This window comes from Chryseobacterium candidae, from assembly GCF_004916905.1.
Taxonomy (GTDB): domain Bacteria; phylum Bacteroidota; class Bacteroidia; order Flavobacteriales; family Weeksellaceae; genus Chryseobacterium; species Chryseobacterium candidae.
The window spans coordinates 143,196-164,454 of record NZ_SDLV01000016.1; the positions used below are offsets into that span (position 1 = coordinate 143,196).

Annotated in this window: 25 protein-coding genes and 1 pseudogene; 17 read left to right on the forward strand and 9 right to left on the reverse strand. The window is 34.9% G+C overall.

What is annotated here, in order from left to right; all coding sequences use genetic code 11:
- The first annotated feature begins 9 nt into the window (after nt 1-9).
- Complete coding sequence (locus tag EK417_RS09095) at nt 10-216, forward strand: hypothetical protein (RefSeq protein WP_136521983.1); 207 nt, start codon at nt 10-12, stop codon at nt 214-216.
- Here EK417_RS09095 and EK417_RS21685 read toward each other — a convergent pair.
- From EK417_RS21685 to EK417_RS21690, 3 genes and pseudogenes are all read right to left on the reverse strand, one after another.
- On the reverse strand, nt 160-408 hold the full coding sequence (locus EK417_RS21685) for a TraM recognition domain-containing protein (RefSeq protein ID WP_136522008.1): 249 nt from the start codon (nt 406-408) through the stop codon (nt 160-162). The two genes, EK417_RS09095 and EK417_RS21685, sit on opposite strands and share 57 nt — an antisense overlap.
- 114 nt (nt 409-522) lie before the next feature.
- Complete coding sequence (locus EK417_RS09105) at nt 523-702, reverse strand: hypothetical protein (RefSeq protein ID WP_136521984.1); 180 nt, start codon at nt 700-702, stop codon at nt 523-525.
- A gap of 201 nt (nt 703-903) precedes the next feature.
- Nucleotides 904-1,086 (reverse strand): annotated as a pseudogene (locus tag EK417_RS21690) (hypothetical protein); the annotation flags it as partial.
- A gap of 679 nt (nt 1,087-1,765) precedes the next feature.
- On the opposite strand from EK417_RS21690, the gene EK417_RS09115 reads away from it, so the two are divergent.
- The 16 genes from EK417_RS09115 (at nt 1,766) to EK417_RS09180 (ending at nt 12,315) form a co-directional block, all read left to right on the forward strand.
- Nucleotides 1,766-1,999, forward strand: a complete 234-nt coding sequence (locus EK417_RS09115) for a hypothetical protein (RefSeq protein ID WP_136521986.1) — start codon at nt 1,766-1,768, stop codon at nt 1,997-1,999.
- Entirely contained in the window at nt 1,999-2,604 is a 606-nt protein-coding gene (locus tag EK417_RS09120) for a hypothetical protein (protein WP_136521987.1), read from the forward strand. Before EK417_RS09115 ends, EK417_RS09120 begins: the two co-directional genes overlap by 1 nt.
- 79 nt (nt 2,605-2,683) lie before the next feature.
- On the forward strand, nt 2,684-3,268 hold the full coding sequence (locus EK417_RS09125; RefSeq protein ID WP_136521988.1) for a hypothetical protein: 585 nt from the start codon (nt 2,684-2,686) through the stop codon (nt 3,266-3,268).
- A 30-nt stretch (nt 3,269-3,298) separates the two neighbouring features.
- Nucleotides 3,299-3,733, forward strand: a complete 435-nt coding sequence (locus EK417_RS09130; protein WP_136521989.1) for a hypothetical protein — start codon at nt 3,299-3,301, stop codon at nt 3,731-3,733.
- A complete protein-coding gene (locus tag EK417_RS09135) occupies nt 3,721-3,966 on the forward strand; it encodes a hypothetical protein (RefSeq protein ID WP_136521990.1) in 246 nt (81 codons plus the stop codon). The genes EK417_RS09130 and EK417_RS09135 overlap by 13 nt, the downstream gene beginning before the upstream one ends.
- Before the next feature lie 16 nt (nt 3,967-3,982).
- Nucleotides 3,983-4,192, forward strand: coding sequence for a hypothetical protein (locus tag EK417_RS09140; protein ID WP_136521991.1), 210 nt, complete (start codon nt 3,983-3,985; stop codon nt 4,190-4,192).
- Complete coding sequence (locus tag EK417_RS21070) at nt 4,189-4,404, forward strand: hypothetical protein (protein WP_168801968.1); 216 nt, start codon at nt 4,189-4,191, stop codon at nt 4,402-4,404. Before EK417_RS09140 ends, EK417_RS21070 begins: the two co-directional genes overlap by 4 nt.
- Before the next feature lie 33 nt (nt 4,405-4,437).
- A complete protein-coding gene (locus tag EK417_RS09145) occupies nt 4,438-4,938 on the forward strand; it encodes a hypothetical protein (RefSeq protein ID WP_136521992.1) in 501 nt (166 codons plus the stop codon).
- A gap of 72 nt (nt 4,939-5,010) precedes the next feature.
- Nucleotides 5,011-5,628 carry a hypothetical protein gene (locus EK417_RS09150; protein ID WP_136521993.1) on the forward strand — a complete coding sequence of 206 codons (618 nt, stop codon included), beginning with the start codon at nt 5,011-5,013 and terminating at the stop codon, nt 5,626-5,628.
- 559 nt (nt 5,629-6,187) lie between these two features.
- Entirely contained in the window at nt 6,188-6,343 is a 156-nt protein-coding gene (locus EK417_RS21695) for a DNA adenine methylase (RefSeq protein ID WP_136522009.1), read from the forward strand.
- Nucleotides 6,344-7,057: 714 nt separating this feature from the next.
- Complete coding sequence (locus tag EK417_RS09160; protein WP_228457918.1) at nt 7,058-7,267, forward strand: recombinase family protein; 210 nt, start codon at nt 7,058-7,060, stop codon at nt 7,265-7,267.
- A 117-nt stretch (nt 7,268-7,384) separates the two neighbouring features.
- A complete protein-coding gene (locus EK417_RS21530; RefSeq protein WP_262709818.1) occupies nt 7,385-7,507 on the forward strand; it encodes a hypothetical protein in 123 nt (40 codons plus the stop codon).
- Nucleotides 7,508-7,768: 261 nt separating this feature from the next.
- Nucleotides 7,769-8,419 (forward strand): recombinase zinc ribbon domain-containing protein, encoded by a 651-nt coding sequence (locus tag EK417_RS09165; RefSeq protein WP_136521995.1) that lies wholly within the window; start codon nt 7,769-7,771, stop codon nt 8,417-8,419.
- 822 nt (nt 8,420-9,241) lie between these two features.
- Nucleotides 9,242-10,144, forward strand: a complete 903-nt coding sequence (gapS4a, locus tag EK417_RS09170) for a GapS4a family protein (protein WP_438830160.1) — start codon at nt 9,242-9,244, stop codon at nt 10,142-10,144.
- 4 nt (nt 10,145-10,148) lie between these two features.
- Nucleotides 10,149-11,258: a GapS4b family protein gene (gene gapS4b, locus EK417_RS09175; RefSeq protein WP_136521997.1), complete on the forward strand. Its 1,110-nt coding sequence runs from the start codon at nt 10,149-10,151 to the stop codon at nt 11,256-11,258.
- A gap of 25 nt (nt 11,259-11,283) precedes the next feature.
- Nucleotides 11,284-12,315: a nucleoid-associated protein gene (locus tag EK417_RS09180; RefSeq protein ID WP_136521998.1), complete on the forward strand. Its 1,032-nt coding sequence runs from the start codon at nt 11,284-11,286 to the stop codon at nt 12,313-12,315.
- 73 nt (nt 12,316-12,388) lie between these two features.
- Here EK417_RS09180 and EK417_RS09185 read toward each other — a convergent pair whose 3' ends face one another.
- The 6 genes from EK417_RS09185 to EK417_RS09210 form a co-directional block, all read right to left on the reverse strand.
- The gene (locus EK417_RS09185; RefSeq protein WP_136521999.1) at nt 12,389-12,724 is read right to left on the reverse strand and encodes a hypothetical protein; all 336 of its coding nucleotides are present in this window, start codon (nt 12,722-12,724) and stop codon (nt 12,389-12,391) included.
- 205 nt (nt 12,725-12,929) lie between these two features.
- Nucleotides 12,930-13,358, reverse strand: a complete 429-nt coding sequence (locus EK417_RS09190) for a hypothetical protein (RefSeq protein ID WP_136522000.1) — start codon at nt 13,356-13,358, stop codon at nt 12,930-12,932.
- A 29-nt stretch (nt 13,359-13,387) separates the two neighbouring features.
- Nucleotides 13,388-13,849, reverse strand: a complete 462-nt coding sequence (locus tag EK417_RS09195; RefSeq protein ID WP_136522001.1) for a hypothetical protein — start codon at nt 13,847-13,849, stop codon at nt 13,388-13,390.
- 2 nt (nt 13,850-13,851) lie between these two features.
- On the reverse strand, nt 13,852-17,271 hold the full coding sequence (locus EK417_RS09200; RefSeq protein WP_136522002.1) for a DUF6443 domain-containing protein: 3,420 nt from the start codon (nt 17,269-17,271) through the stop codon (nt 13,852-13,854).
- A 5-nt stretch (nt 17,272-17,276) separates the two neighbouring features.
- A complete protein-coding gene (locus EK417_RS09205) occupies nt 17,277-20,696 on the reverse strand; it encodes a hypothetical protein (protein WP_136522003.1) in 3,420 nt (1,139 codons plus the stop codon).
- Nucleotides 20,697-20,708: 12 nt separating this feature from the next.
- Nucleotides 20,709-21,259 (reverse strand): T9SS type A sorting domain-containing protein (locus tag EK417_RS09210; RefSeq protein WP_136522004.1); only part of this gene is annotated, 551 nt, incomplete at its 5' end.

Genomic DNA, 21,259 nt, shown 5'->3' on the forward strand with positions numbered 1-21,259 from the left:
TCTCTTGGGATGTTTCAAAAGATAATCGGGACTTTTTATCTGCTTTCAGGGGTAATGGCTGTTTTTTACGAAGAAGTGAAATGGAGCAAGAAACTGGAGTTTTGTAGAAGATATTCCCAAATCATTTGCCTGTGCTTTCAGGGCAGGAAAACCGTTGGCTCAAACGATTTTCACGCTTACATTATTGAGGATGGTGTTTTGAAGTTCCGATGGTAATTGCGTAACACTTTGGGTTAAGGCAATAAGATAGAGTTTGTATTTTCTCGTTTCAGACAGAATAATCGTATACGAATCCGCAGAGGCAAAAGAAGCAAACTCATCCACAAAGAGATAACAAGGTTTACGATACTGCTCTTTCTGAAAAGCTCTTTGCAGGGCAATACTGATAATGCTTGCAGAAATAAATATTCCGAGTGCCTTACTGGCATCGGTTCAGAGTTTTCCTTTTCAAAGATTGAAAAGCACAATTTTTCCATCGTCTTTTCAGCCGTTCATGATTTTTCTGATGTCAACAGTAGCAGGTCAGTTCATCATCAAATAAAAGCTGTAATTATTTTGCAGGTTCTGAATTCTTGTATAGATTGCCAGTTTGGTGGCGTGATATTTTCCGTTGAGAAAAGCCGTTTGGAAGAATTGTCTGTACACAGGATTATCGGATTGTCTTCCGAGTTCAACCCGTTTCTCATTTTGAGTATCGTCCATAAACACCTGCAAATCTGCTAATCCGCATTCTCATTTTTTAAACATTATGGCAAGACATGGTTTGAGCAGAGTTTCCATTTGCATTGAAAGTCCTGCTTCGGAGATCATTTCGGAAAGTGCTTTGGCAAATTGTTGCGACATCAAATCAATCATATTCGTATCGGTGACCTTTTGTCGGAACGGATTGATGCACGGAATTTTTCATTCTTCCCAATGCGGATCGATGTACAACACACGTTTTGGCTTCATCAGGTTAAGCCTAAATGCGAGGATTTGTAAGGAAACGTCTCCATGAGGATCTAGCAAAATCATGGTATACTGCTCCTTACGGTGTGATTGGTATTGGAGAGAATACCGCAAAACCTTCATAAGTTCACTCTTGCCCGATCCTGTTTTTCACGTCACAAAAGCATTTTTCTTTAGCGATTGGATGAGATAAGGAACAGGAACGGGCTTGGGTCTAAAAAATAGAGTCTGACACGGTTGTCGATAAAGTCCATCAAACGGTTGAAGAAGTTCATTATTGGAAGGTAAGAAAGAAATAAAGCGGATGGGGTACATATCTTTTTAGTTCCGAATTGCAAGTCCTTTCGCTTGTCTGCGTGTCCAAAATGTCAATAGGATGACCCGTACCGTTATGGATACCTTTTTGAAACCTGTTATCGGAACCTCTAAAGCGAATGCGATAATGCGCAATCCTGCAAGGGAACTGCTCTTATTTCGGATGCAACAATATCATCATTTATCCCTTTTCCGTCATTATTTTTTCTCATCTCTAAAATAAAAAGAAGTAAAGTCAAACTTCGTCACTTTTGCTTGCTTCTGAAACAAAAATCCATACAAGCACCACCGCCGGCAAACATACCAAATCACTTAAAACAAAAAAGTCAAACAAAACAAAAGTCGGAAGATGGACACCTGTTATCAGAAGATGCGAGACCATGAGAAGGGAATCTCCTGACCTATGGTTCAAGAATCAGCTGCACAGGAAAGTGGTTGATACTCGTCAACTGCCGTCCATTTACCGACATCAATTATTTATTAACCCTAAAACAAAAACAAAATGGAAAACAAAATCAACAAAACCGTCAATCTGGACTTGACGACTATTGACAGCAACATCTTCGCCATCTTTGGAGCTTTCTCCAGACAGGCAAGACGTGAGAAGTGGGCGCAACAGGACATTGATGCCGTCCTCGAAGAAGCCAAAAAGCACGACTACAATCATGCGATTGCAACCATCTCAGAGTATTGTTTACCTGAAGACAATTCTAACTCAAAAAACGAAGAAGACTAATGGGAACAAGAAATTTGACGGTTGTAGTTCACAACCAAGAAGTGAAAGTTGCCTGTTATGGACAATTTGATGGGCAACCTGATTCGCTCGGTCTCAAACTGCTCAAATTCTTTAGCAATCCTGAGAATACCGAAAAATTAAAAGAAATTCTTCCGAAAGTACGCCTTTGGAATGAACAAGACCAAAAGCAACAGGACGAGTTTCTGGAATCTATCGGCTGTACCAATGGGATTCTTAATTCAAGGCAGAAAGACAAATTCAAAGAAAAGTATCCCTTTCGTTACCGTGAACGCTACGGAAGATTAAGAGAAGGACAAATCCTAGAAGTCTTGCTGGAGTTTAGTCATCTCGATGAACTGACAACCACCGATGCTTACGATTTTGCTTCCGACAGCCTGTTCTGCGAATGGGCATATGTGATTGATTATGATAAAAATTCGTTTGAAGTCTACAAAGGTTTTAATACCGCCGGGATTTCAGAAGAAGACCGTTTCTTTCCGCTTTATGACGGAGAAAACGATTATTATCCTGTCAAAATCATTGCATCATTTCCTTTGGATGATCTTCCCGATGAAAACGAGTTTTTACTTCAATGCTCAATGTAGTAAGCAGTAAGCAATATGCTTTAAGCTCTCATTTCTAATGTGTGCAATCTAGTGTCTAACCTCTAAAATCTAAAAAACAATGAACAAAAACAAAAACCGCCTTTTGGTGCAATGCTTTATGAAAATGCTCCAGCAAAGAATCGAAAGAGACAAAGTGGAAAACCTCAGTCCTGTATTCGGCAGTATCTTAAGCAAAGAAGAACTTCAAAACATTTTGAAGTGGCTGTACTTGGATAAAGTACCTGAACACTACGACTTGGAAACGATGGATAAACAAGATTTACTTGAAGCCATAGGAGATGATATTCATATCCTTTCGTATTCCATTGAGAGATGGAAGAAAGAACTGGAAGAGAAAATCACTCCGCAGAAAGTCTACGATGTGCTTTGTCAGCTCCAACTCGAAACCCACTACCTTATGACCAAAATTTTGGCGGATTGGGATGAGTATGACCACAGCAATTTTAAAGCGTTGAGTGAAAAAGCAGGAACGGAAAAACCGCTGTATGCCCTATTCACTTCGGATACTTTGGAAGAAGACAAGTATATCACGCCTCCTTTCTCCAAGTATCACAAAACTGAATGGGAAGCACAGGAAGAACTGGCAGAATTCTTTTCTGAGGGTGGAATCGCTGAGAACGAACTCAAAATCATGACCCTGTAACTTTTATTTTATTTCAAAACAAAAATCAAAATGAAACAATCCGTATTAGAATTTTACAGCAATCTGGATAAAGCCAGAGATAGGGCGTTATGGCTTGAGTTTGAACACAGAAATATCCCAAAACACTTTGTGGTGTTTGACGGACCGGAGGATAATTATGCCGTTGCCGATCTGCAAACTGCCGAAGAAATGGAAATTACGCATCAGTATTACTCGCTTCCCGAAAATTACCAGCATTGGACGTTTGGCGATCTGAAAGGAATTGCAGGCGATCCCGAAATGTTAGAGCATTGGGAAAATATCCTTGGAAAGTTCTCGGTAATGGAAGGCGAGCTGCTCAAATTTATTTTGAAGTATCAAGTTCCTTTGGATAAAATTATCCGTCATGAACTCGGTTGCAGAGGCTTTGATGCAGACAACGGATGGATAGGTTTTACTGAATCAGAAAAGCTATGGCAGAAATAAACGGTATGGACACAGAAAGCAACCAAGCAACACTTGAGGAAGTCTATGTGATTGCTCTTGCAGAAAGTGATGGGGAATTTGACTGGATCTACATTCATCCCAAACCCTATTATCTTACCGAAGCAGAAGCCGTGGAAATCAGGAATTCATTAATAGAAAATGAAGAATCTATTACTGAAAACAACTGTATCGTTAAAAAAACGTACAGAGTGAAACCCGAAAAACAACAGTAAAAAAATCAAAAACAAAATGGAAAAAAAAAAATCACTGCCACAGGTAATGATCCTTAACAGGAGAAAGCATTATGATAGCTATAAAGATCAAGAAGCTCTTCCAAGCTTTGAAGAGTTTGTGAATATGGAATTGGGAAGTCTTTTCGATCAGGAAAGGGAAATCCTACAGATTATTCCCAATGAAAATGCCACTGAGTTTGTCATCGTTTATACGATCATGATATGAACAGGCAGGATCATTGTGTATTTATTCTTACCGTGTTTATCATCGTACACAAAACCTGCGGTATGGATATCGTTTATTTTCAGCCGAAATCCTTTTATCAAAGTTATACAAAGGCTGATCAGGTGAGACGATCTCTTATCCGAAGCGGAAAACTGTCTGAAAACAATTCCTTTGTTGAAGGAGAACGCTTTATGGTGGTTTGCGTGAATTAAAATAAGTAGAAAAAAAAGCAAAACAGGAAATCAATGGAAACAGAAAAACTACCCGAACTGGAAACAGTTGTTATTGCAAAATGCAAAAGAGGTGATGGCAGTATCGAAGAGCATAAGATCAGAAGAATTGCATCCCAAGACACTGTGCTAGGATGGCACTGGTCTCATGCGACCATTCATACTTGCTTTACATTGGAGGTCGTTTCATGGGAAAACTTACCTGAATCAACTTTATCAATGAAAAGTATGAAAGCCACCAAAAGACTGATTGACGCTGTATGGACGGTTGAATATGAGAAAATATCTGAAAAGAAAGTGAAAATTATCAATTATTCAAGAACCGATCCTGAAGGCTATGAGAAAGAAAAACAATTACCCCAATGTCATCTCGTAGAGACGGAAGGACGCATCGTCACCCATTTGTTGCTAAAGCCTTACAAAGCGTATGACTTATGGGTGAGTGAGAAGAATGCCACGGAAATCTACGAAGTAGAAAATCCGAAGTTTATATTCTCTTATGAACAGGAGAAATAGATTCGCAACAAAACTCAAAAACAAAAAAAGAAAACAAAAAATCGAATGTCTAACAATTAAAATTCTACCCGTATGAAAGAAAACAAAGCCGAAGCAACGGCACAAACCTCCCTGTTGAAAATATTCTCAACAGTGCTGAAAGACCGCAGTAAGTCGGAACAGCAGTTCCAGACCATTACTCCCGAAATGGTAAAGTTCTTTACCCGTAAGGAACTCATTGAAATTGTTACCCACAATTTTAATGGAAATGTATCGCAGTACAATCTTGTGGAAATGGAAAACGAGGAAATTTTGCTTCTTATAGGCGATGATTACAGGATTATTTCCTATGTCATGAGCCGATGGAGCAAAGAAGTTTCACAGCTTCCTACGAAACAGGAATGGCTGGATGCCAAAATCAATTCAATCCGTGAACCTGCTTCTGATTCAAAAGTGTCTGCTGAAAGAACTGCTCAGGAAAACCTGAATACTTCTATGGAATCAGATACTGTGGAAAATGAGGATGTGAAAGGATCAGTATCCGAAAAACCAATAACGGATACAAAGGCAACACAGCCATCTGTGGAAACCGAAGGTAATCCCAATTCTGAAGGTTCGGAATCTCCGAAATCTTCGGATAAGCAATTACCTGAAAAGAAAACGGAAGAAAAACCATCTTCCAAAAAAACCGAAAAGGCGAAGAATACTTAAGCCGTTTCAAATATTAAATAATGGCTTGTCATTTACGAGCCATTTTCCTTTGGCAAGTAAGCATTCAAAAATATTTTATCTGATTATCAAAAACAAAATGACAAAATCGAACGAAGCTAGCAAAAGCAAACCTAAAGTACTCATAAAAACTCCGATCAGTTACTATTGAGGAAAGCAGATGATGCTCAGTGATTTACTTAGATTAGTGCCTTCTCATACTATATACATCGAACCCTTCTTCTGAGGTGGTTCACTCTATCGGGCGAAAGAACCCGCTCCCTGCGAAGTTATAAACGATGTCAATTCCAACGTAGTCAATTTTTATCAGGTTCTGAAAAACAAATGACCTGAACTCGAAAAGAAAATTAAAGCCACACTCCACAGCAGAGAGCTTTACAGAAAAGCACATTTTATTTACGACTGCCCACGATTGTTTGCAGATGATCCTGTTATAAGAGCTTGGGCATTCTACGTGTGTACCAATCAATGATTCCTAAACAAAGTATGAAGCCGATGATATGACAAAGAAAAGAGGTCGGCTTTAAATGTTCAGAATAAAATAGATTTATTTGGAGAGGATTTGATAAAAAGAATACGTTATACACAGATAGAACAGAATGATGCCTGTAAAGTAATCAAAAGCAGAGATACAGAAAATGCTTTTATCTATTGCGACCCTCCTTATATCAACACGAATATGGGACACTATTCCTGAAGCTATTCTGAAAAAGATTTTATTATTCTTTTAGAAACATTAGCCCAAGTAAAAGGAAAATTTCTACTCTCCAATTTTCCATCTGAAGTTCTCGACAGCTACACTAAAAAACACGACCGATATGTCAAAACATTTGACAAACCACTCTCGGCAAGCCACAACAATAAAACCTGAAGAGTAAGAAGGAAAACAGAAGTCTTGGTGGCGAATTATCCGATTTAGCTTTATATCTTAATCTGAAAGACATTTATCCTTTAAAACAAAAATCAAATGAATATGGAAGAAGAAATTAAGGAAGTGAGACAAATCCTATGAGAAAAGTATGACACCATTATTCCTGATGAAACAGTGAAACTGATGATTTACTCGTTTAAAATTATGGCTAAACTCATCATCAGAGATTTTGAGAAAGAGAGCGAATAAATTCCTCTCTTTTTTCGTATTGATTCTCTAATAAAAATCAGTATAATTCTTCCGAACCACTTTATTTTACTAGACTTTCTGCACATGACCAAAACAAAAAAACTAAAAAGAACCACCCAATCAGGCTATTTTGTAACGCCAAAGACTGATGAGGAAAGATTTTGAACCAACAGGCTCAATGCGGTTATTTATGTAAGAGTCTCCAGTGAAGGACAGGTTACCCACTGAAACGGATTAGAATCGCAGGAGACAGCTTGCAGGGAACGATGCGAAAAACAGCCCTGACTTGAAATTGATGTAGTAAAGGTTTTCAGAGAAGAAGGTGTGAGTGGTAAACTCATGGATCGTAAAGCAATGAATGAAGCCATCAGGTTTCTGGAAAAGGAAAATAAGAAGTTTACCAAAATCCACTATTTTGTAGTGACTGATGCCGACCGTATTGCAAGACCAGATGATATTGCCGAAGCATTTACGTTGGAACAGAGCATTGAAAGTCTTTGAGTAAAAATCATCACTGTAAACAACAAAAGAGACACCGAGACCGATGAAGGAAAATTCCTTCAGACGATTCAGTATGCTATTGCCTGATTGGAACGCAGAAAAATATTAAGAAGAACCATGAACGGCAGACTCAACAGCTTAAAAAAAGGAAGGCGACCTTTTACCTATCCGCCATTAGGATATATCAGAAAAAGGTCGGGAGATGGAAACTATACGGACGATATAGACGAAATCAAGTGACTCATCATAAAAGAAGGATTGGAACTCTATGCCCATAGTCCGTTATTCAGTAAATCGCAACTGCATAAATTTCGGGTGGAAAAGTGACTTCAGACCAATCACAGCAAAGGTAATTTCTACATATCTTATATAGAAAAGATATTCCAAGACTACAAATTATATTTCTACGCCTGATATATTTATTATCCTGAACGGGGCATTGATACACCTGTTTTATGAAATCAGCAGGCGTTGATCTCGTTGGAAACTGTTGAAAAGATTATGGAAAAAGAAACCCGTAAAAAAACAAGAGTGGGTTCTCCTAATTTAGATAAGAATTTAGAACTTCATCCGCTCAAAGGGATGATTACCTGTGAAGGTTGCAGAAGGAAAGTAGGCTGTTATGCGAGCAGGGGGAACGGTGGAGTCTATTATTACTATACCTGTGGAAACGGATATTGCGAAGGCAGGATCAATATCCGTAAAGAAGTGATGGAAAGTGAGTTTGAACAGTTTATTGATAAAATGAAACTGCCCAAGGAAGTATTTGATACATTCAAATCGTATATCCTAAAAGAACGGGCTGAAAAGGAAGAAAGGAACACTAACAACATTCCGCAGATGCAGGGACAGCTCTTATCCATACAAAACAAAATGGATAAAATTGAACATAAAATTCTATCCATATCCAACGAAAGCCTCATTAAGAAACTCGAAATGGAACGAGCAACTCTTGAAACCCTAAAAGGGGATTTGGAGGAAAAGATGAACCATAAAAGAAATGACAAGGAAAATCTGGAGTCCATCTTGTCGCAAACGGAATACTTATTTACTGATCCTGTGGGAATGCGGAAAAAAAGCAATTACGAGATAAGGCAGTCACTGTTTATGGTTCGGTTTGGTGGGATTTTGTATTATAAAAAAAAACAATGACTTCGAACCAACGAAACCACAGGTCTGCATTATATTTTCTCACAGAAGTGAGGGAGTAAGTTCCTATTTATGGCACAAGGGGGTACACTCTCAAACCAATTTTTCTCAGAAGAAGAAATTGAAATCTTTGTTAATATACTCATTACGCAAAGCAATCACATCAATGCGATACACAGAATGAGTAAAATATATGGGTTAAAATGGGAGATATAAAATAACAAACTGCAACTATCTCAAAGTTCTAATACGAAAGTAAATCCACAATTTTTTTGAAACTAAAATCTAACAAAACTTGAAAAGGGAAATGTTTAATCCTGTAACTGAAAACTGTATTTTTTGAAAATCATAAGGATTATTTTTCATTATTTTCAAAATGGGGACAAGTCTAAAAAAGGAAAATAAGCCAAAATAAATACCTTGATAATTCTATCAAAAAACAGTTGGAGGTAGGAAAAAATTAAACAGAAAATCTTCTAAAAATTTGTAGATAATTAATGGAAATTGGGACTAAATAGGGGAACTCAAAATGGTGCAGTAGGGGTATTGCAAGTTAGCAAACTACCCCGTAACCGTTGTAGTTTGCTACTTGCAAGGGGAAACCCCTTTGAACCCCTAACCAAAATTGTCGGCTATTAATAATATCTTGGAAATTTTTTATATATTTATAATCTAATAACTAAACTCTTAAACAATTTAAACATAAAAGGGATTATTCCTTAATTCTTTATGCAATATTAAAATTGCAAGGTCTTCTCATTTGTTTTCATTGATTACAGACTTGGTTTTTCAAATACTTCTAATAAAAACATATTATTGCAAAAGATGGGAGAATATTCAAAACGTATTGGAGAAGTTGGAGAAAATGTTGTTGTTGATTTTCTTAAACTTATTGGCTGGGAGAATCCTTTAAGAAATGACGATATTGACAGCGTTGATAAAGATTTTCGTAAAAGAACAAATGGAATTGACGGTTATTATCATTATCTAAATCCTATGGTTAGCGGAACTGTTGAGAATATTTTGTATTCTTCTAAATATTCCACTGACCCGTATCCTGCTTCAAAAGTTGTAGAACAATTTAAAGAGCGTTATTTAGAATTAGCTAAAGCAATTGAATCTTTTAAGAAGTCGGAACTAAAACAATTTACGGTTAGCCAACATGAAAATATTGATACTCATTTTGACCGAGGTGTACTATTTTGGTTGAATAATTCAGGTACAGGAGAAAAGGATCTAATTAGCAGATTGGCAAGAATTGAATTGAATACAGGAGTCAATCATGATGGTATTTTTTTAGTCGATAATAAAAGGATTGAATTTATTTATGATTCGATCTCATTTGTAAGAATGAATTTTGAAAAGCACGATTTAGATTTTGTCTATTTTAATAACGGTTTAAATAATGATGATCGTAATCCAAGAAACGGTAAAATTATGCCTGTTGAATACATCAATTCAAGTATTTTACCCATGAGATTATGTAAAGATAGCGAAACCACCATTGTCATTTCTACAATAGAAAATTTCAACCGTGATGATTTAATGAAATATATGGGTATAGCAAAAAATATTGGTTGTAATGCTCAAGGGAAAACAGTTATATGTTTTCCTGATTATCTTGAAACAGAACATTTGCCAATGGTTAATAATGTAAAACAGATTTTTAATGATTCATCATTCACGTCACAATTGGAAGTCGCTAATTATAATTCATTTTTAAGATAATAGTATGGAAAAGTTAGAAGTTAATAGACACATACCTTTTGGAGCAACATTACAAGATATTTTAAATCATCCTTCATTATCAGATAGTAAACTTAAATATTTACTACGATCAAGAGGAATATTTGTAGAAGATTCAAAAAACAATGATACATATCCAATTCTATTATCAACAATTCTTTCTCCTATTGAATTTGAATATATAAAGGAGAATATTAGAGGTAAAGAACTTAATAAAAAGATTGTTTCCAGACCTTTGCCTTGGAACAATACAGAGGATTTGATTACAATTGTCCCTGATACGATTAATCTTAAAGAAATACTAAAGACAGCAGATTCAAGACAAAATATTCTTTCTCAATCTAATTTTGCCATGGTTGATGGTAACCCAAACAAAGTTAGAATGCAGTTTAAATGTTTAACAAACAATTATAATTCAGGCTGGTACAGAACTAAAAATGAATATGATGGCGAAATTATTATTGAGAAAATAAAAGAAAACGATAAAGTTTATTTGAGGATAATTCACACATCTCCTGAGACTTTATCTGTGGGAGATTTAGGAGTAAAACATTTGGTTAATGAATTTAAAACTAAAAATTATACTAAACCCAATGCAGATGTTGAAAGAATATTATATAATAATTTTAATAATGAGGAAAGAATTAAATTCTTTTTGAGTTTAACAGACAGTTCCGAAACATTTACTTTTCAACGAGCAACAGATTTAGATATTGCTCCTGATAGAACTAAAGATATGCCTGCTGAAATTAGTAAGCTAATGACTGGTAAGGTAAATACATTAAAAATAAATGGAGAAACTTTACATGAGCATTATTTAATTAAAGAAAATGAGAACCATCCTTATATTGAGCTAGCATCAGTAGAAGCATTGTATAATTTTTCATATCATGCTGCCGAAGGCAGTTGCTTAATTCAATTTGGATTTAATGGGTACTTTAAGAAAAGGCTGAGTAATATAGAATTTTCGCTTGATATTTCAACGATACATTTAAAAGATGAATATAGGTCTGTAAGTAAGGATAAAGTCAGAATATTTCTTTTGCAGGAATTTGAGAAATTTAAAACGGAGAAATATAACTTGATAAAACAATAATCTCGTTTAAGAAATGGAGAATTACATGGATTTTACAGAAGTAGAATTATTTAAAATTGTTACCCATCATGTGGGAAATAAATTAAGAGATGAAAAATATTTTTTATCTCAAGAAGAAACAGTAATTGAAAAAGAAACAAAAAATTATTTATTAAAATATTTTCTTTCCTCGGTACGTAATGAAGAATTGTATAGGTTTTCTCATACTGTTGACATTGAACTAAATAACATTTACTCAGTTGTACAAGATATATTCAATGATTCAGCATCATTTATTCTGAATTCACAGAATATTGCAAAATTACTTTATGAAAGTTCGATGCATCCTAAAATAAAAGATGGACAATTAAACATTGTTCTATTTGCCAATGCAATAATTGATAAAAATAAAACTGATGCAATTGGAATTTTCAAATCAGAAAGCAATGCTCCGTTCCTTCAGATTGAGAAAAATAATTCAAAATTTAATATAAGTCATCAATTTGGATTTGATTTGAAAGAATTAGATAAAGGTTGTATTATCTTTAATACTGATGATGAGGGTTATAAAGTTGCAGTAGTTGACCGTTCCAAATCTGCTGAAGCACAATATTGGAAAGATGATTTTTTAAATATTGAAATCATAAAAAATGAATATCATCAAACAAATCAGTTTTTAGGAATTGCTAAACAGTTTGTTACAAATCAGCTGTCTAATGAATTTAAAGTGACAAAACCAGATCAAGTTGATTTTTTAAATAAATCTGTAGACTATTTTAAAAATCATGAGGTATTTGATAGAAATGATTTTGAAAAGGCTGTATTTGCTGATGAAAATGTAATTGATGCGTTTCGTAGTTTTAATCATACTTATAGTAGTGAAAATGAAATTGACTTGCCTGATAGTTTTGAAATTTCAGAAAAGGCTGTAAAAAAACAAGCTAGAAGTTTTAAAAATATTGTCAAACTTGATAAAAATTTTCACATTTACATACATGGTAATAGAGATTTGATTGAGCAAGGAGTTGATGAAAACGGTAGAAAATTTTACAAAATATTTTACGAAAATGAAATGTAAGACATTACTAAGAAACAACTTATTTTTAACAAATAGCCCATAACCCAAAAGCCAAAAGCCCAATAAAAATCATTTATCTTTCCTGATCTAAATCCAAATCTTTATTGATTTTTTTAGCGGTGCGTTCTAAGGCATACCAACTACGTTCGGTATCAGTTTGATGCTCAACATTGTCTTCTTGTTGAATCTGAATAATTTCTGCGGAGTAGGTATTGTAAAATTCACGCATCACATCCTCGTCATAATCTTCATAATGATAAACGGTCTCCATTCCGAATTTTTCTACCAAAGAGAAAAAATCAAGGGGTTCATCGTGAGTTAATATCTCTTTTGCCAAGAATTTTTTAAGGCTGTCTTTTTGCTCATTTGCCATAGCCTTTAATTTTTCAATTGCTGTTTGTTTATCCATGATGCGATTGATTTACACAAAGTTAATAAAAAATGAGATTCTATCGTAGCAATAACCAGTGCTAATATATTACAGAGTATTTTTAGCATAACGACAGGCAAAATCAACTCTTTTTATTTCATTAAATGATCAGTTACTACAGAAATTTGTATTTCGATCGTACTAAAAGCCACTGCGGATTGCAGTGGCTTTTTAATAAATAATTTTATTGTTTTGTTAAAACAAATTTCATTTGGATAGTATCATAGTCTTTAGTTGCATCATAATAATCTTTTTCTTTTATTTTGATTAATTTATAACCTGATACATTCACACTATCTATAACTATACCTTGCAATGGCAAAAAGGTTTTATTCACTTTTCCTTCATTATCAATAGAAATAATATCTATTTGTTGATCGGCTATCGGATCTAAATCATAATCATCAGATCCTACGTATTTAGTCAAAAAAACTTTTCCTTGCTTTTTTATTTCTTTACCATTTTCATCTACTAATTGAGCTTTTAAAGTAAGATTATAAAAATTTTTATTGCCATTATGAGCCCTCATCATAATACTTACTGCCTTATAAGCAAATACAATAAATACAATGAGTAAAACAACTCCTATGATTTTAAATATCTTCTTTTTCATTAGTTTTTCTTTTGCCTTCAAATTCAAAATCAAGGTCCATAAATACCACGAATTTTATTATTACTATTAATTCTATAAATGTAAATATTCTTGTTGCTCTGATTAGTACCTAGAGAATATTCTACGCCTACAAATAGCTTATTTTTAGGCTTATATTGTTTAGGTGTAGGATCTTTAAAGAGAGAAATATAATAACTATGTCTCATACTTTTCAATTCATTTCCATACACTATAGCATAGCTGAAATTTTCAAAATCAAATTTTTCTTTTTTTAATTTATCAAAAAAATATTTAGTCTTTGCATTTCTATTTATGTAACTTATCAATTCTTCATTTGAGTGTATAAATTCGTATGCGTTAGGATAATTCTGATTTTCATTAGTTTTAATTGTTTCTATTTTTATGAACTTAACCTCATGTTCTTTAAAAAAGACATATCCTATAATGCTTAATAGAATAATAAATAATAATGCGATTTTTATTTTATTCATAATTATCTTTTTACGCTGTTTTTAGGAGATTGTAAACTTCTTTGTGTACTAGTTTTAACCCAAGTTCCATTTTCAGGATACGGTTTTAAATAACTGCCACTCCATGCAGGAGTTCCATTCGTCATAAAAGAGTTATAGTTAACAGAACCAGCTGTTCCCGTTACAGAGTTAAAATTAAATGTCTTAGCGAACGCCGAAGAAACTGTATCTTTAGTTCCTTTTAAATCACCTTGTTTATGATCTCCTTCTCCATGAGCCTTCGGAGCTGTATCAGCAGAATGACATGAATATAATAATAAATCCGCCCCTCTCAAATCGGCTTTGGGAGTTGGCAAGTCTTGAATATTTGGAGCTGCTTTTCCACTTATATTAGTTTTACCATCTCCAGTAGAAGTAAATTGCGCATTGGTATCAGTATCTACATTTATAGATTGATTCTTACCGTGAGTCATTATCATAACTTGTTCTGGACTTCCTTGCATATTTCCCCAATCTTCAGCAAAACCTTCCGTAGTTCCTGTATTACTTAGAGCTACACTCCCTTCTCCATACTTTTCAACTGCTTCATTATATTGAACCATTGCTTGATCTGAAAAATCATCATCGTAGAAGATATAGGCTTTTACATTTTGTAATTGTTTATTATTTAATTCTTTCCCATTTTTATCTCTCCAATCTTCATTTTGCATTCCATCAGGATCAATAAATCTAATAGGATTATTAAAAGCGTAATTATAAGGACTATGACGACGCATTTTTTCTGCCATCGGATCAATTACGCTCCATCTTCCAATATCTGGCATATATTGGCGGGCTCCAAAGTCGTATGCGCCAGTCTCTTGAAGCTCCTTGCCGTTGTACTTATAATTATAAGGCACTCCTCCAAAAGGAACCGGTACAATAGGTCCGTTCTGGTGTTTTAACCCAAAAGGATAATAGTTGTTGACATCAATAACCTCAAGTGCAGTACCATTATTCTTATAGCTCACCCTTATATTTCCTAAATGATCCGTGTAATTGTAAATATACTTATTTTCAGTAAAATCATAATACCCTTCTGAGGTAGGTACAAATTTCAATACCGGAACGGTATAAAGGGATGCTGAGGTATCATATGCATGCCTGTTATCATACTGGAAACCGTCTAGATAATTGGTTTCTATGGACCCGTTCATACTATATGTTTTAGCTACTTTCGTGCCATCTGCCCTGTAGGTGTAGCTGGTGTTGGAAATACCTATCAACCCTTCGTTAACTGAAATATAACTAGGCAAATTCAGGTAATTGTAAATGATCTTCATTTTTTTATCAGGATGATCCGTCATATTCCCATTAAGATTATAAGCCATCGTTCCCTGCAAAGCATTGTATCCTGAACGGTTGTTAATAACCCCTGAAGGAAGAGTAATTTTATCCAGGGTATTACTTTTGTCCCCATTCTGATAATTATAGATCAGATCATCAATCTTCTCTGCGGTAGTTCCCCCGGAAACGGGCCATGAAAATCTTTTTAAGGTTTTAATATTTCCGTTGAGATCATAACTCAGCTCTTCATTAAAATAATTATTCTGGGCTACAGAAGAATTGGGCTCGGAATACTCTCCTTTCAACATCCTGTTTAAAGCATCATACTGATAATTGTATCTTTTCAATCCTTCTGCACTGGAAATATTCCAATCGATCTCAGCAATATTTCCATTAAACCTTCCTGTTGACGTATTGGTATACACAGGATTGTTATACTTCATTTCATATCCAAATAATTTTCCATTGAGGTTTGCCGGATCATTAACCTTAGTCATCCAGCCCCGGATATTGTATTGATAAGCAATGGTCTGTAATGGAGATATTGCAACTGTTCCTCCTACTTTCTTGGATTCCAGCTGGGAAATTTCATTATACTTATTCTGGGCAAGGTATTCAACAGGATTGCTGCCTACCTGATGGGTATGGGTCAGAAGCCTGTTCTGGGAATCGTAGGTGAATTTTTCCACGATGACTTTTTCAGGATCTGAACCCAGTCTTCTATGGTAGGTATTAGTCTGAAGGATTACTCCCGAAAAATCAAGTTTATTGTTGACCACAGTATAACCTCCTAAATGATTGTTGCTTCTTGAACCAATGTTTCTTCCCTTCGTATCGTACCAGATAAAATTCCTGGTCCATTTATCATCTTCTATATTTTTGATATAGGAAGCGGTAAGGAGTCCTTTAGTCGTTTGTGCATTAGCCGGATTGTCCGTAAGGAGAGGCTGGGCAAATACATTGGTAACTGCAGAAGAACCAGGAGGATAGGTATCATAATAATTAACACTTAACACCTGGCTAACATTAGAAGGAGTGGAAAGCTTCGTATAGTATACCGCCATACCGTTTAAGGTAAATCCCGCCGCAGCAGTTCTGGTTTCATATAAAACGGTATTGACGTTGACACTGTTTTGCATTGATACCCTGCTGGCAGTATTATTGGTAATTCCGGTGTAAATGGTTCTTCCAAACTGGTCATACTTGGTAAAGAGCCATTGTCCTTTTCCTTTAAGCTCGGTATCCTGAGTCAGTATAAGCTGATCAGCTTTGTTATACACCATATATTCCCAGCCTTTACCAGGCAGTTTCTTTTCTACCAGACGATTTCTCCCGTCATATTTATACTGGTAGCATAAATCATTCAGTACGGTATTGGGATCTGCTTCTACAGAGGCTTTGGGAGGAATTACATATGCCAGCTGGTTATAATCATTATAAACATAATAGGTATTGGCACTTTCTGTGGCACTGATTACTTTTCTGACCAATACCACCTGTCCCTGTCCGTTTTTAAATTCAATGGTTGGGTTTCCGTCTTCATCGGTAATAGTATTTTTATAGAGCTGCCCTGTTCCGTAGGTTCCGGATAAGGTGAGTTGGGAAGTAAAATTGGCATAGTTAAAAGTGGCGGTGTATTTTTTAACCTCGCCATCTGCATTGGTATCATATCCAAACTGTACAGGCTTGTTGTCCCAGGCAGTTCCGACCTGTTTTTGCGCTAAAATACGGTCTAATGGCGAGTTTTCCAGAATCTTCTCTGAGTAGATCTTTTCATTGCCATAGGTTGTTGGATAGACCCCCAAAGGACCTGAATAGTAACTTCCGTTAGCTGTAGAAAGCTGGGGAACAGGAAGATAATCTTTCACCTGTCTTCCAAACGGATCATATTCGATATGGGTGACAACATCACGGCCTAAAGGTGAGGCTTTTACATTAACGATTTGCTTGGGTCTTCCGAGTCCGTCAAAATACTGAACCGTTTCAGAGGTTTTAACATTAGCAAGTGAAGGGTCTGACAAATACGTCTTGGAGTAGACATAATTTTCCGTATTGGTAAGCTGCCCCTGGGCAGTTCCTATTATGAGAATTCCTATGGGAATTAATATTTTTTTCATCGGTTTTAGTTTTTATAGTTGTATTTCATTTCTTTCAGCACTTTGCCATTCAAATCAATCACTTTTTCAAGTCGGTTAGCTGAATCATAGACATAGCTTTCTCTGATTCCTGAAGGTGGGGTGATGCTTCTTACTCCAATTAAAGGATCGTAGGTGTAGGTAGTGATCTGATAACCGGATAATGCAGTATTATTTCTGAAGGTATTCAACGCAGATAAAAATGAGGTTTCATCATTACCAGGGCCTGCTGATGCATCTGTATTGGAGGCATTAACAATTTCTAAAATACCGGGAGACATTCCTGATAAACGTGCGTAAGTAATTCCTTCTATCTTAGCTATTGGCTGGGTTTGGTTATATCCCCAGACAATACAAACAGGAATTCCTTCTTTTATAGTATACTGTAGTAGATTTCCTTTTTCATCATATTTATCATAAGTCAATTCCGTAGAAACAACGTTTTGTAAATCAGTAGAATTGATCTGGTAAGGTAATGCCAATCCGGACGTTTTCTGGTTGGCTTCAGATTGATTTATTGGATATAAAGATTCTATTTTAGAAATCATCATCCCATTCTTTTGGGTTTCTGTTTCTAATGGGGTTCCAATTATATTTTTACCAGTCAAATATTGATTGTTTTTTTCTTTAGCATATTTATATTTTGAAATATAAGTATCTGTTCCCAACATATTTTGAGTAACGCTTATAGGATAATCTTCCTGATTATATGCTGTGCTCGTTGTTTTAACTACAAAATTCTGAACTCCGTTTTTATAGAAATATGTTTTTTCTTCTTTTTGAATAGGCAGTGTTATTCCGAACTTCTCGAAACTTTTGTATGGGTTAGTAAGCATTATTCCCATATGTAATGAATTATAAAGTGCCTGATAACTATTGAAGCTAAAAAGTTCAGCAACCATATTCTTTTCAAAATTATCAAAAAGCTTAATTCCGTCATTTTTTTCAAATTCAGTTGTAGCATATTGTGTTGTTATTTCTGAAATAATCTGACCTGCTGCATTGTAAACCTTTTCTGAAATAGGCTGTCCTCTTAAATAATCAAGATTAGGAATAGGTACAACAGGTAATGTAGTAGATAAAATTCCATCATTCGGAAAGTCTATAGGAGACCTGAATGTATGAACTGTTTTACCTTTTCCATTGCCATCCTTATCTTTTTGTTCAACAGTCACATATTTATATCCCACATCAGAACCCTGTGTTTTCTGAACCGGAAGAATATTATAATCTGTAGTTACTTTAAAATTAGCATTATAGTTAATCGTAGCATTATTATACTTATTTCTATAAGAATAACTATCATCAAAACGTGTAATTGGCTCTGGAAAAACAAGAGAACCACTGCTTTTTTGCGGATCATTAATGTCTTTATAGTCATAAAAAAGTCCTTTGGCTGGTTCTGTAGAGGTCAGTGTATCGAAGTATTTAATATTATTGATTCTGATACCTCCACCTTTTTTAGTCAGGAAACTATTAAAATAGTGCTCTTTCGTATAAGCTGTAAGATAATATGAGATAGGCACCTGACTAATACCTTTACTTCCTGTTAATGATAGATAATAGGTTCCAGGTTCTAAAGTAACTGTTTCATATTCATATTCTGTAAGAGGCTCTCCGTTTTGTCCCAAATTCTGGTTCATACACTGAGCACTACTGTTGCTTATACACGATTGCCAGCTTAAACCAAAGTCAGCAAGGGAAGGAGAGTAAGTGTTATTGGCATTTTTTTTATAAATATAAAAATGCCAATTGGAATAAATTAAATTTCCAAGATCAAGATGAAGTTTGACTTTTTGTGGAGTCTGAATGGTGAAAAACTCTTCTTTTATTGATGAACTAAATGTATTTAAATCATAAGATACAAAAGTATTATCTGTATCAATCCATTCCCCTGTTACAGGTTCTGTTCCATTGATATAGCTATAAATATTTTCTCCAAAATCAAATACTGCTTTTCCTTTTGTAGGATATGTTAAAGATTTTAAAACGTCTGTTCTGTACGCATCACTATCTCCTTTATAATATCCCCATTTATCTTTTTGAAGTATTCCTGAATTACTATAATAATCTAAGTTGTATTCCTGATTTTGTGCATTGGGAGCTGTCTTGGTAACTTTTGCCAGCATCATTTTCTGCAACGTTTTCATCGTACCATTTTCAGGTTGCAAATTTGTATTTGAATAACCATAATCCAGCACATATTTATCAGTATATTGTTGTGCATTTTGCCCAATATAATTTGACTGAACAGATTTTAGTTTGTAAAGTTCAGTAGGCTCCATATAATTCGAATCCTCCCTTCCTTTTTCATAATTTAAATAAATTGTTCCTTTTCCCGACACATCAATGCTTGTTAATAGCTTTGTATTACTTGTATTATAAACATATTGCGTTTCAAAAGCTCCCGGCATACTTCCATCGGGAATTTCAGGATTCCCACTGGTATTGGAATATCCCACATTACTAGCAAGTCGCTTAATGGTAGTTGGAGTTTCTTCAAATTTAACAACAGAATTAATATTGTAATTAAAAGTGGCAAGAAGAGTATTATTCTGATCTTTGATATTTGTTAAATTAAATGCAGCCCAATAATCTGCAATGTCCATACTTGGGTTAGGATTACCTATGCCGCTTATAATACCTATTTTTACACTCGTAATAGATTTTTGTGATCTTTCCATACCTTCAAAAGTGTATCTGATCCCTTTATCATCAACAATAGTAAAACTGGTAATAATATCAGGTGCATTATTATTAATGATAATTTGTAAATTATTTTTATCTAATTTTTCAGGTTTATAATTTCCGTTATCATCTTTTACAATATAAAATCTGCCCGATTGGCCCATAAAATTGTATTGATATAGATCATATTCTGTATCATACTTTCCCATAGCAGCTTCAAAACTATAATCATTTAGATCAATTGTTTGATTTTTTATCAATTTTGAAGTTGGATTATAAATTTCATTATAAATACCATATTTTGTTTTTGGAGGAGAAGAGAATAAAATAGTTCTATTTTTCTCATCAGGATTTCCTCCTCTAACTGTTCTGGAAATTGTTCCTCCTGCAATAAGGCTCCAACCTAATCCTGTTTCACTAGCTCTGTCTTCTGGTTTGGCATTTAAGGGATGGTATTTTAACTGTAAAGCCATTACAACTTTAGGATTGATCGTCGGAATACTGACTAAGGGAATATTAATATCAGGAATCCCTGTATAATAACTTACAGGAACTTCTTCAAATTTCATTAAATTGTTGGAAGTAGGTGCAGAAGGAAACATTTGGTTAATATCACCAACATAACTTTTTGGGTCATTTCCACCTACCCCAGATTGCGCAAGAAGCGTATTGTATAATGAAGCTAGTAATAAAATTACGGCAATTGTATTTTTCTTCATGAAATTAGTTTTTTATTTTTTTATAAGTTTAGCATTCGCCGTTTTATTCGTATCCGTTTTTATCGTCACCAGATAAGCTCCCTGCACCAAAGTTTGGGTATTAATCTTAGTCACTCTGTTCCTGGTTTTCAGGCTCTGTAATTGTCTACCTGACATATCGTAGAGTAAAATCTCTGCATCCTTGAAATCAAAGCCGATTTCTACATACGCATAATCAGAAACAGGATTCGGATAGATTTTGATATCGTACTTTTCAATTAACTGATCAACCTGCTTATCTCCCAGTTTTACAATCTTCCAGTTCTCTTTCCCCAATTCTTCAGCACTGGTTCCGGCCAGAATAATAGAACCGTCTCTGTTCAGCTTTAAATCTGAAAGTCTTTCCTCTTTTTTTCTGGATTCTCCGGTGATATGCTTTCTCCACTGTTCATTGCCGTTTGGATCAAGGTACAGCATCCAGAAAGTTTCATCATCGGTTTCTATTCTTCCTTCAGCCTGGGTATAGCCTCCCAGCAGAATGCCTTTAGACTTCTCGCTTCCATCTTCCATCTTCCCGCTTATCA

Excerpts from the sequence above, each read along its gene's own strand:
- gapS4a (WP_438830160.1), top strand. The coding sequence starts at position 9,242 with ATGGGAGAATATTCAAAACGTATTGGAGAAGTTGGAGAAAATGTTGTT.
- EK417_RS09150 (WP_136521993.1), top strand. The coding sequence starts at position 5,011 with ATGAAAGAAAACAAAGCCGAAGCAACGGCACAAACCTCCCTGTTGAAA.
- EK417_RS09125 (WP_136521988.1), top strand. The coding sequence starts at position 2,684 with ATGAACAAAAACAAAAACCGCCTTTTGGTGCAATGCTTTATGAAAATG.
- EK417_RS09185 (WP_136521999.1), bottom strand. The coding sequence starts at position 12,724 with ATGGATAAACAAACAGCAATTGAAAAATTAAAGGCTATGGCAAATGAG.
- EK417_RS09180 (WP_136521998.1), top strand. The coding sequence starts at position 11,284 with ATGGATTTTACAGAAGTAGAATTATTTAAAATTGTTACCCATCATGTG.
- EK417_RS09200 (WP_136522002.1), bottom strand. The coding sequence starts at position 17,271 with ATGAAAAAAATATTAATTCCCATAGGAATTCTCATAATAGGAACTGCC.
- EK417_RS09130 (WP_136521989.1), top strand. The coding sequence starts at position 3,299 with ATGAAACAATCCGTATTAGAATTTTACAGCAATCTGGATAAAGCCAGA.
- EK417_RS09120 (WP_136521987.1), top strand. The coding sequence starts at position 1,999 with ATGGGAACAAGAAATTTGACGGTTGTAGTTCACAACCAAGAAGTGAAA.
- EK417_RS09145 (WP_136521992.1), top strand. The coding sequence starts at position 4,438 with ATGGAAACAGAAAAACTACCCGAACTGGAAACAGTTGTTATTGCAAAA.
- EK417_RS09135 (WP_136521990.1), top strand. The coding sequence starts at position 3,721 with ATGGCAGAAATAAACGGTATGGACACAGAAAGCAACCAAGCAACACTT.
- EK417_RS21070 (WP_168801968.1), top strand. The coding sequence starts at position 4,189 with ATGAACAGGCAGGATCATTGTGTATTTATTCTTACCGTGTTTATCATC.
- EK417_RS21530 (WP_262709818.1), top strand. The coding sequence starts at position 7,385 with ATGAACGGCAGACTCAACAGCTTAAAAAAAGGAAGGCGACCTTTTACC.
- EK417_RS09190 (WP_136522000.1), bottom strand. The coding sequence starts at position 13,358 with ATGAAAAAGAAGATATTTAAAATCATAGGAGTTGTTTTACTCATTGTA.
- EK417_RS09140 (WP_136521991.1), top strand. The coding sequence starts at position 3,983 with ATGGAAAAAAAAAAATCACTGCCACAGGTAATGATCCTTAACAGGAGA.
- EK417_RS09205 (WP_136522003.1), bottom strand. The coding sequence starts at position 20,696 with ATGAAGAAAAATACAATTGCCGTAATTTTATTACTAGCTTCATTATAC.
- EK417_RS09195 (WP_136522001.1), bottom strand. The coding sequence starts at position 13,849 with ATGAATAAAATAAAAATCGCATTATTATTTATTATTCTATTAAGCATT.
- EK417_RS09105 (WP_136521984.1), bottom strand. The coding sequence starts at position 702 with ATGGACGATACTCAAAATGAGAAACGGGTTGAACTCGGAAGACAATCC.
- EK417_RS09095 (WP_136521983.1), top strand. The coding sequence starts at position 10 with ATGTTTCAAAAGATAATCGGGACTTTTTATCTGCTTTCAGGGGTAATG.
- EK417_RS09115 (WP_136521986.1), top strand. The coding sequence starts at position 1,766 with ATGGAAAACAAAATCAACAAAACCGTCAATCTGGACTTGACGACTATT.
- gapS4b (WP_136521997.1), top strand. The coding sequence starts at position 10,149 with ATGGAAAAGTTAGAAGTTAATAGACACATACCTTTTGGAGCAACATTA.
- EK417_RS09165 (WP_136521995.1), top strand. The coding sequence starts at position 7,769 with ATGGAAAAAGAAACCCGTAAAAAAACAAGAGTGGGTTCTCCTAATTTA.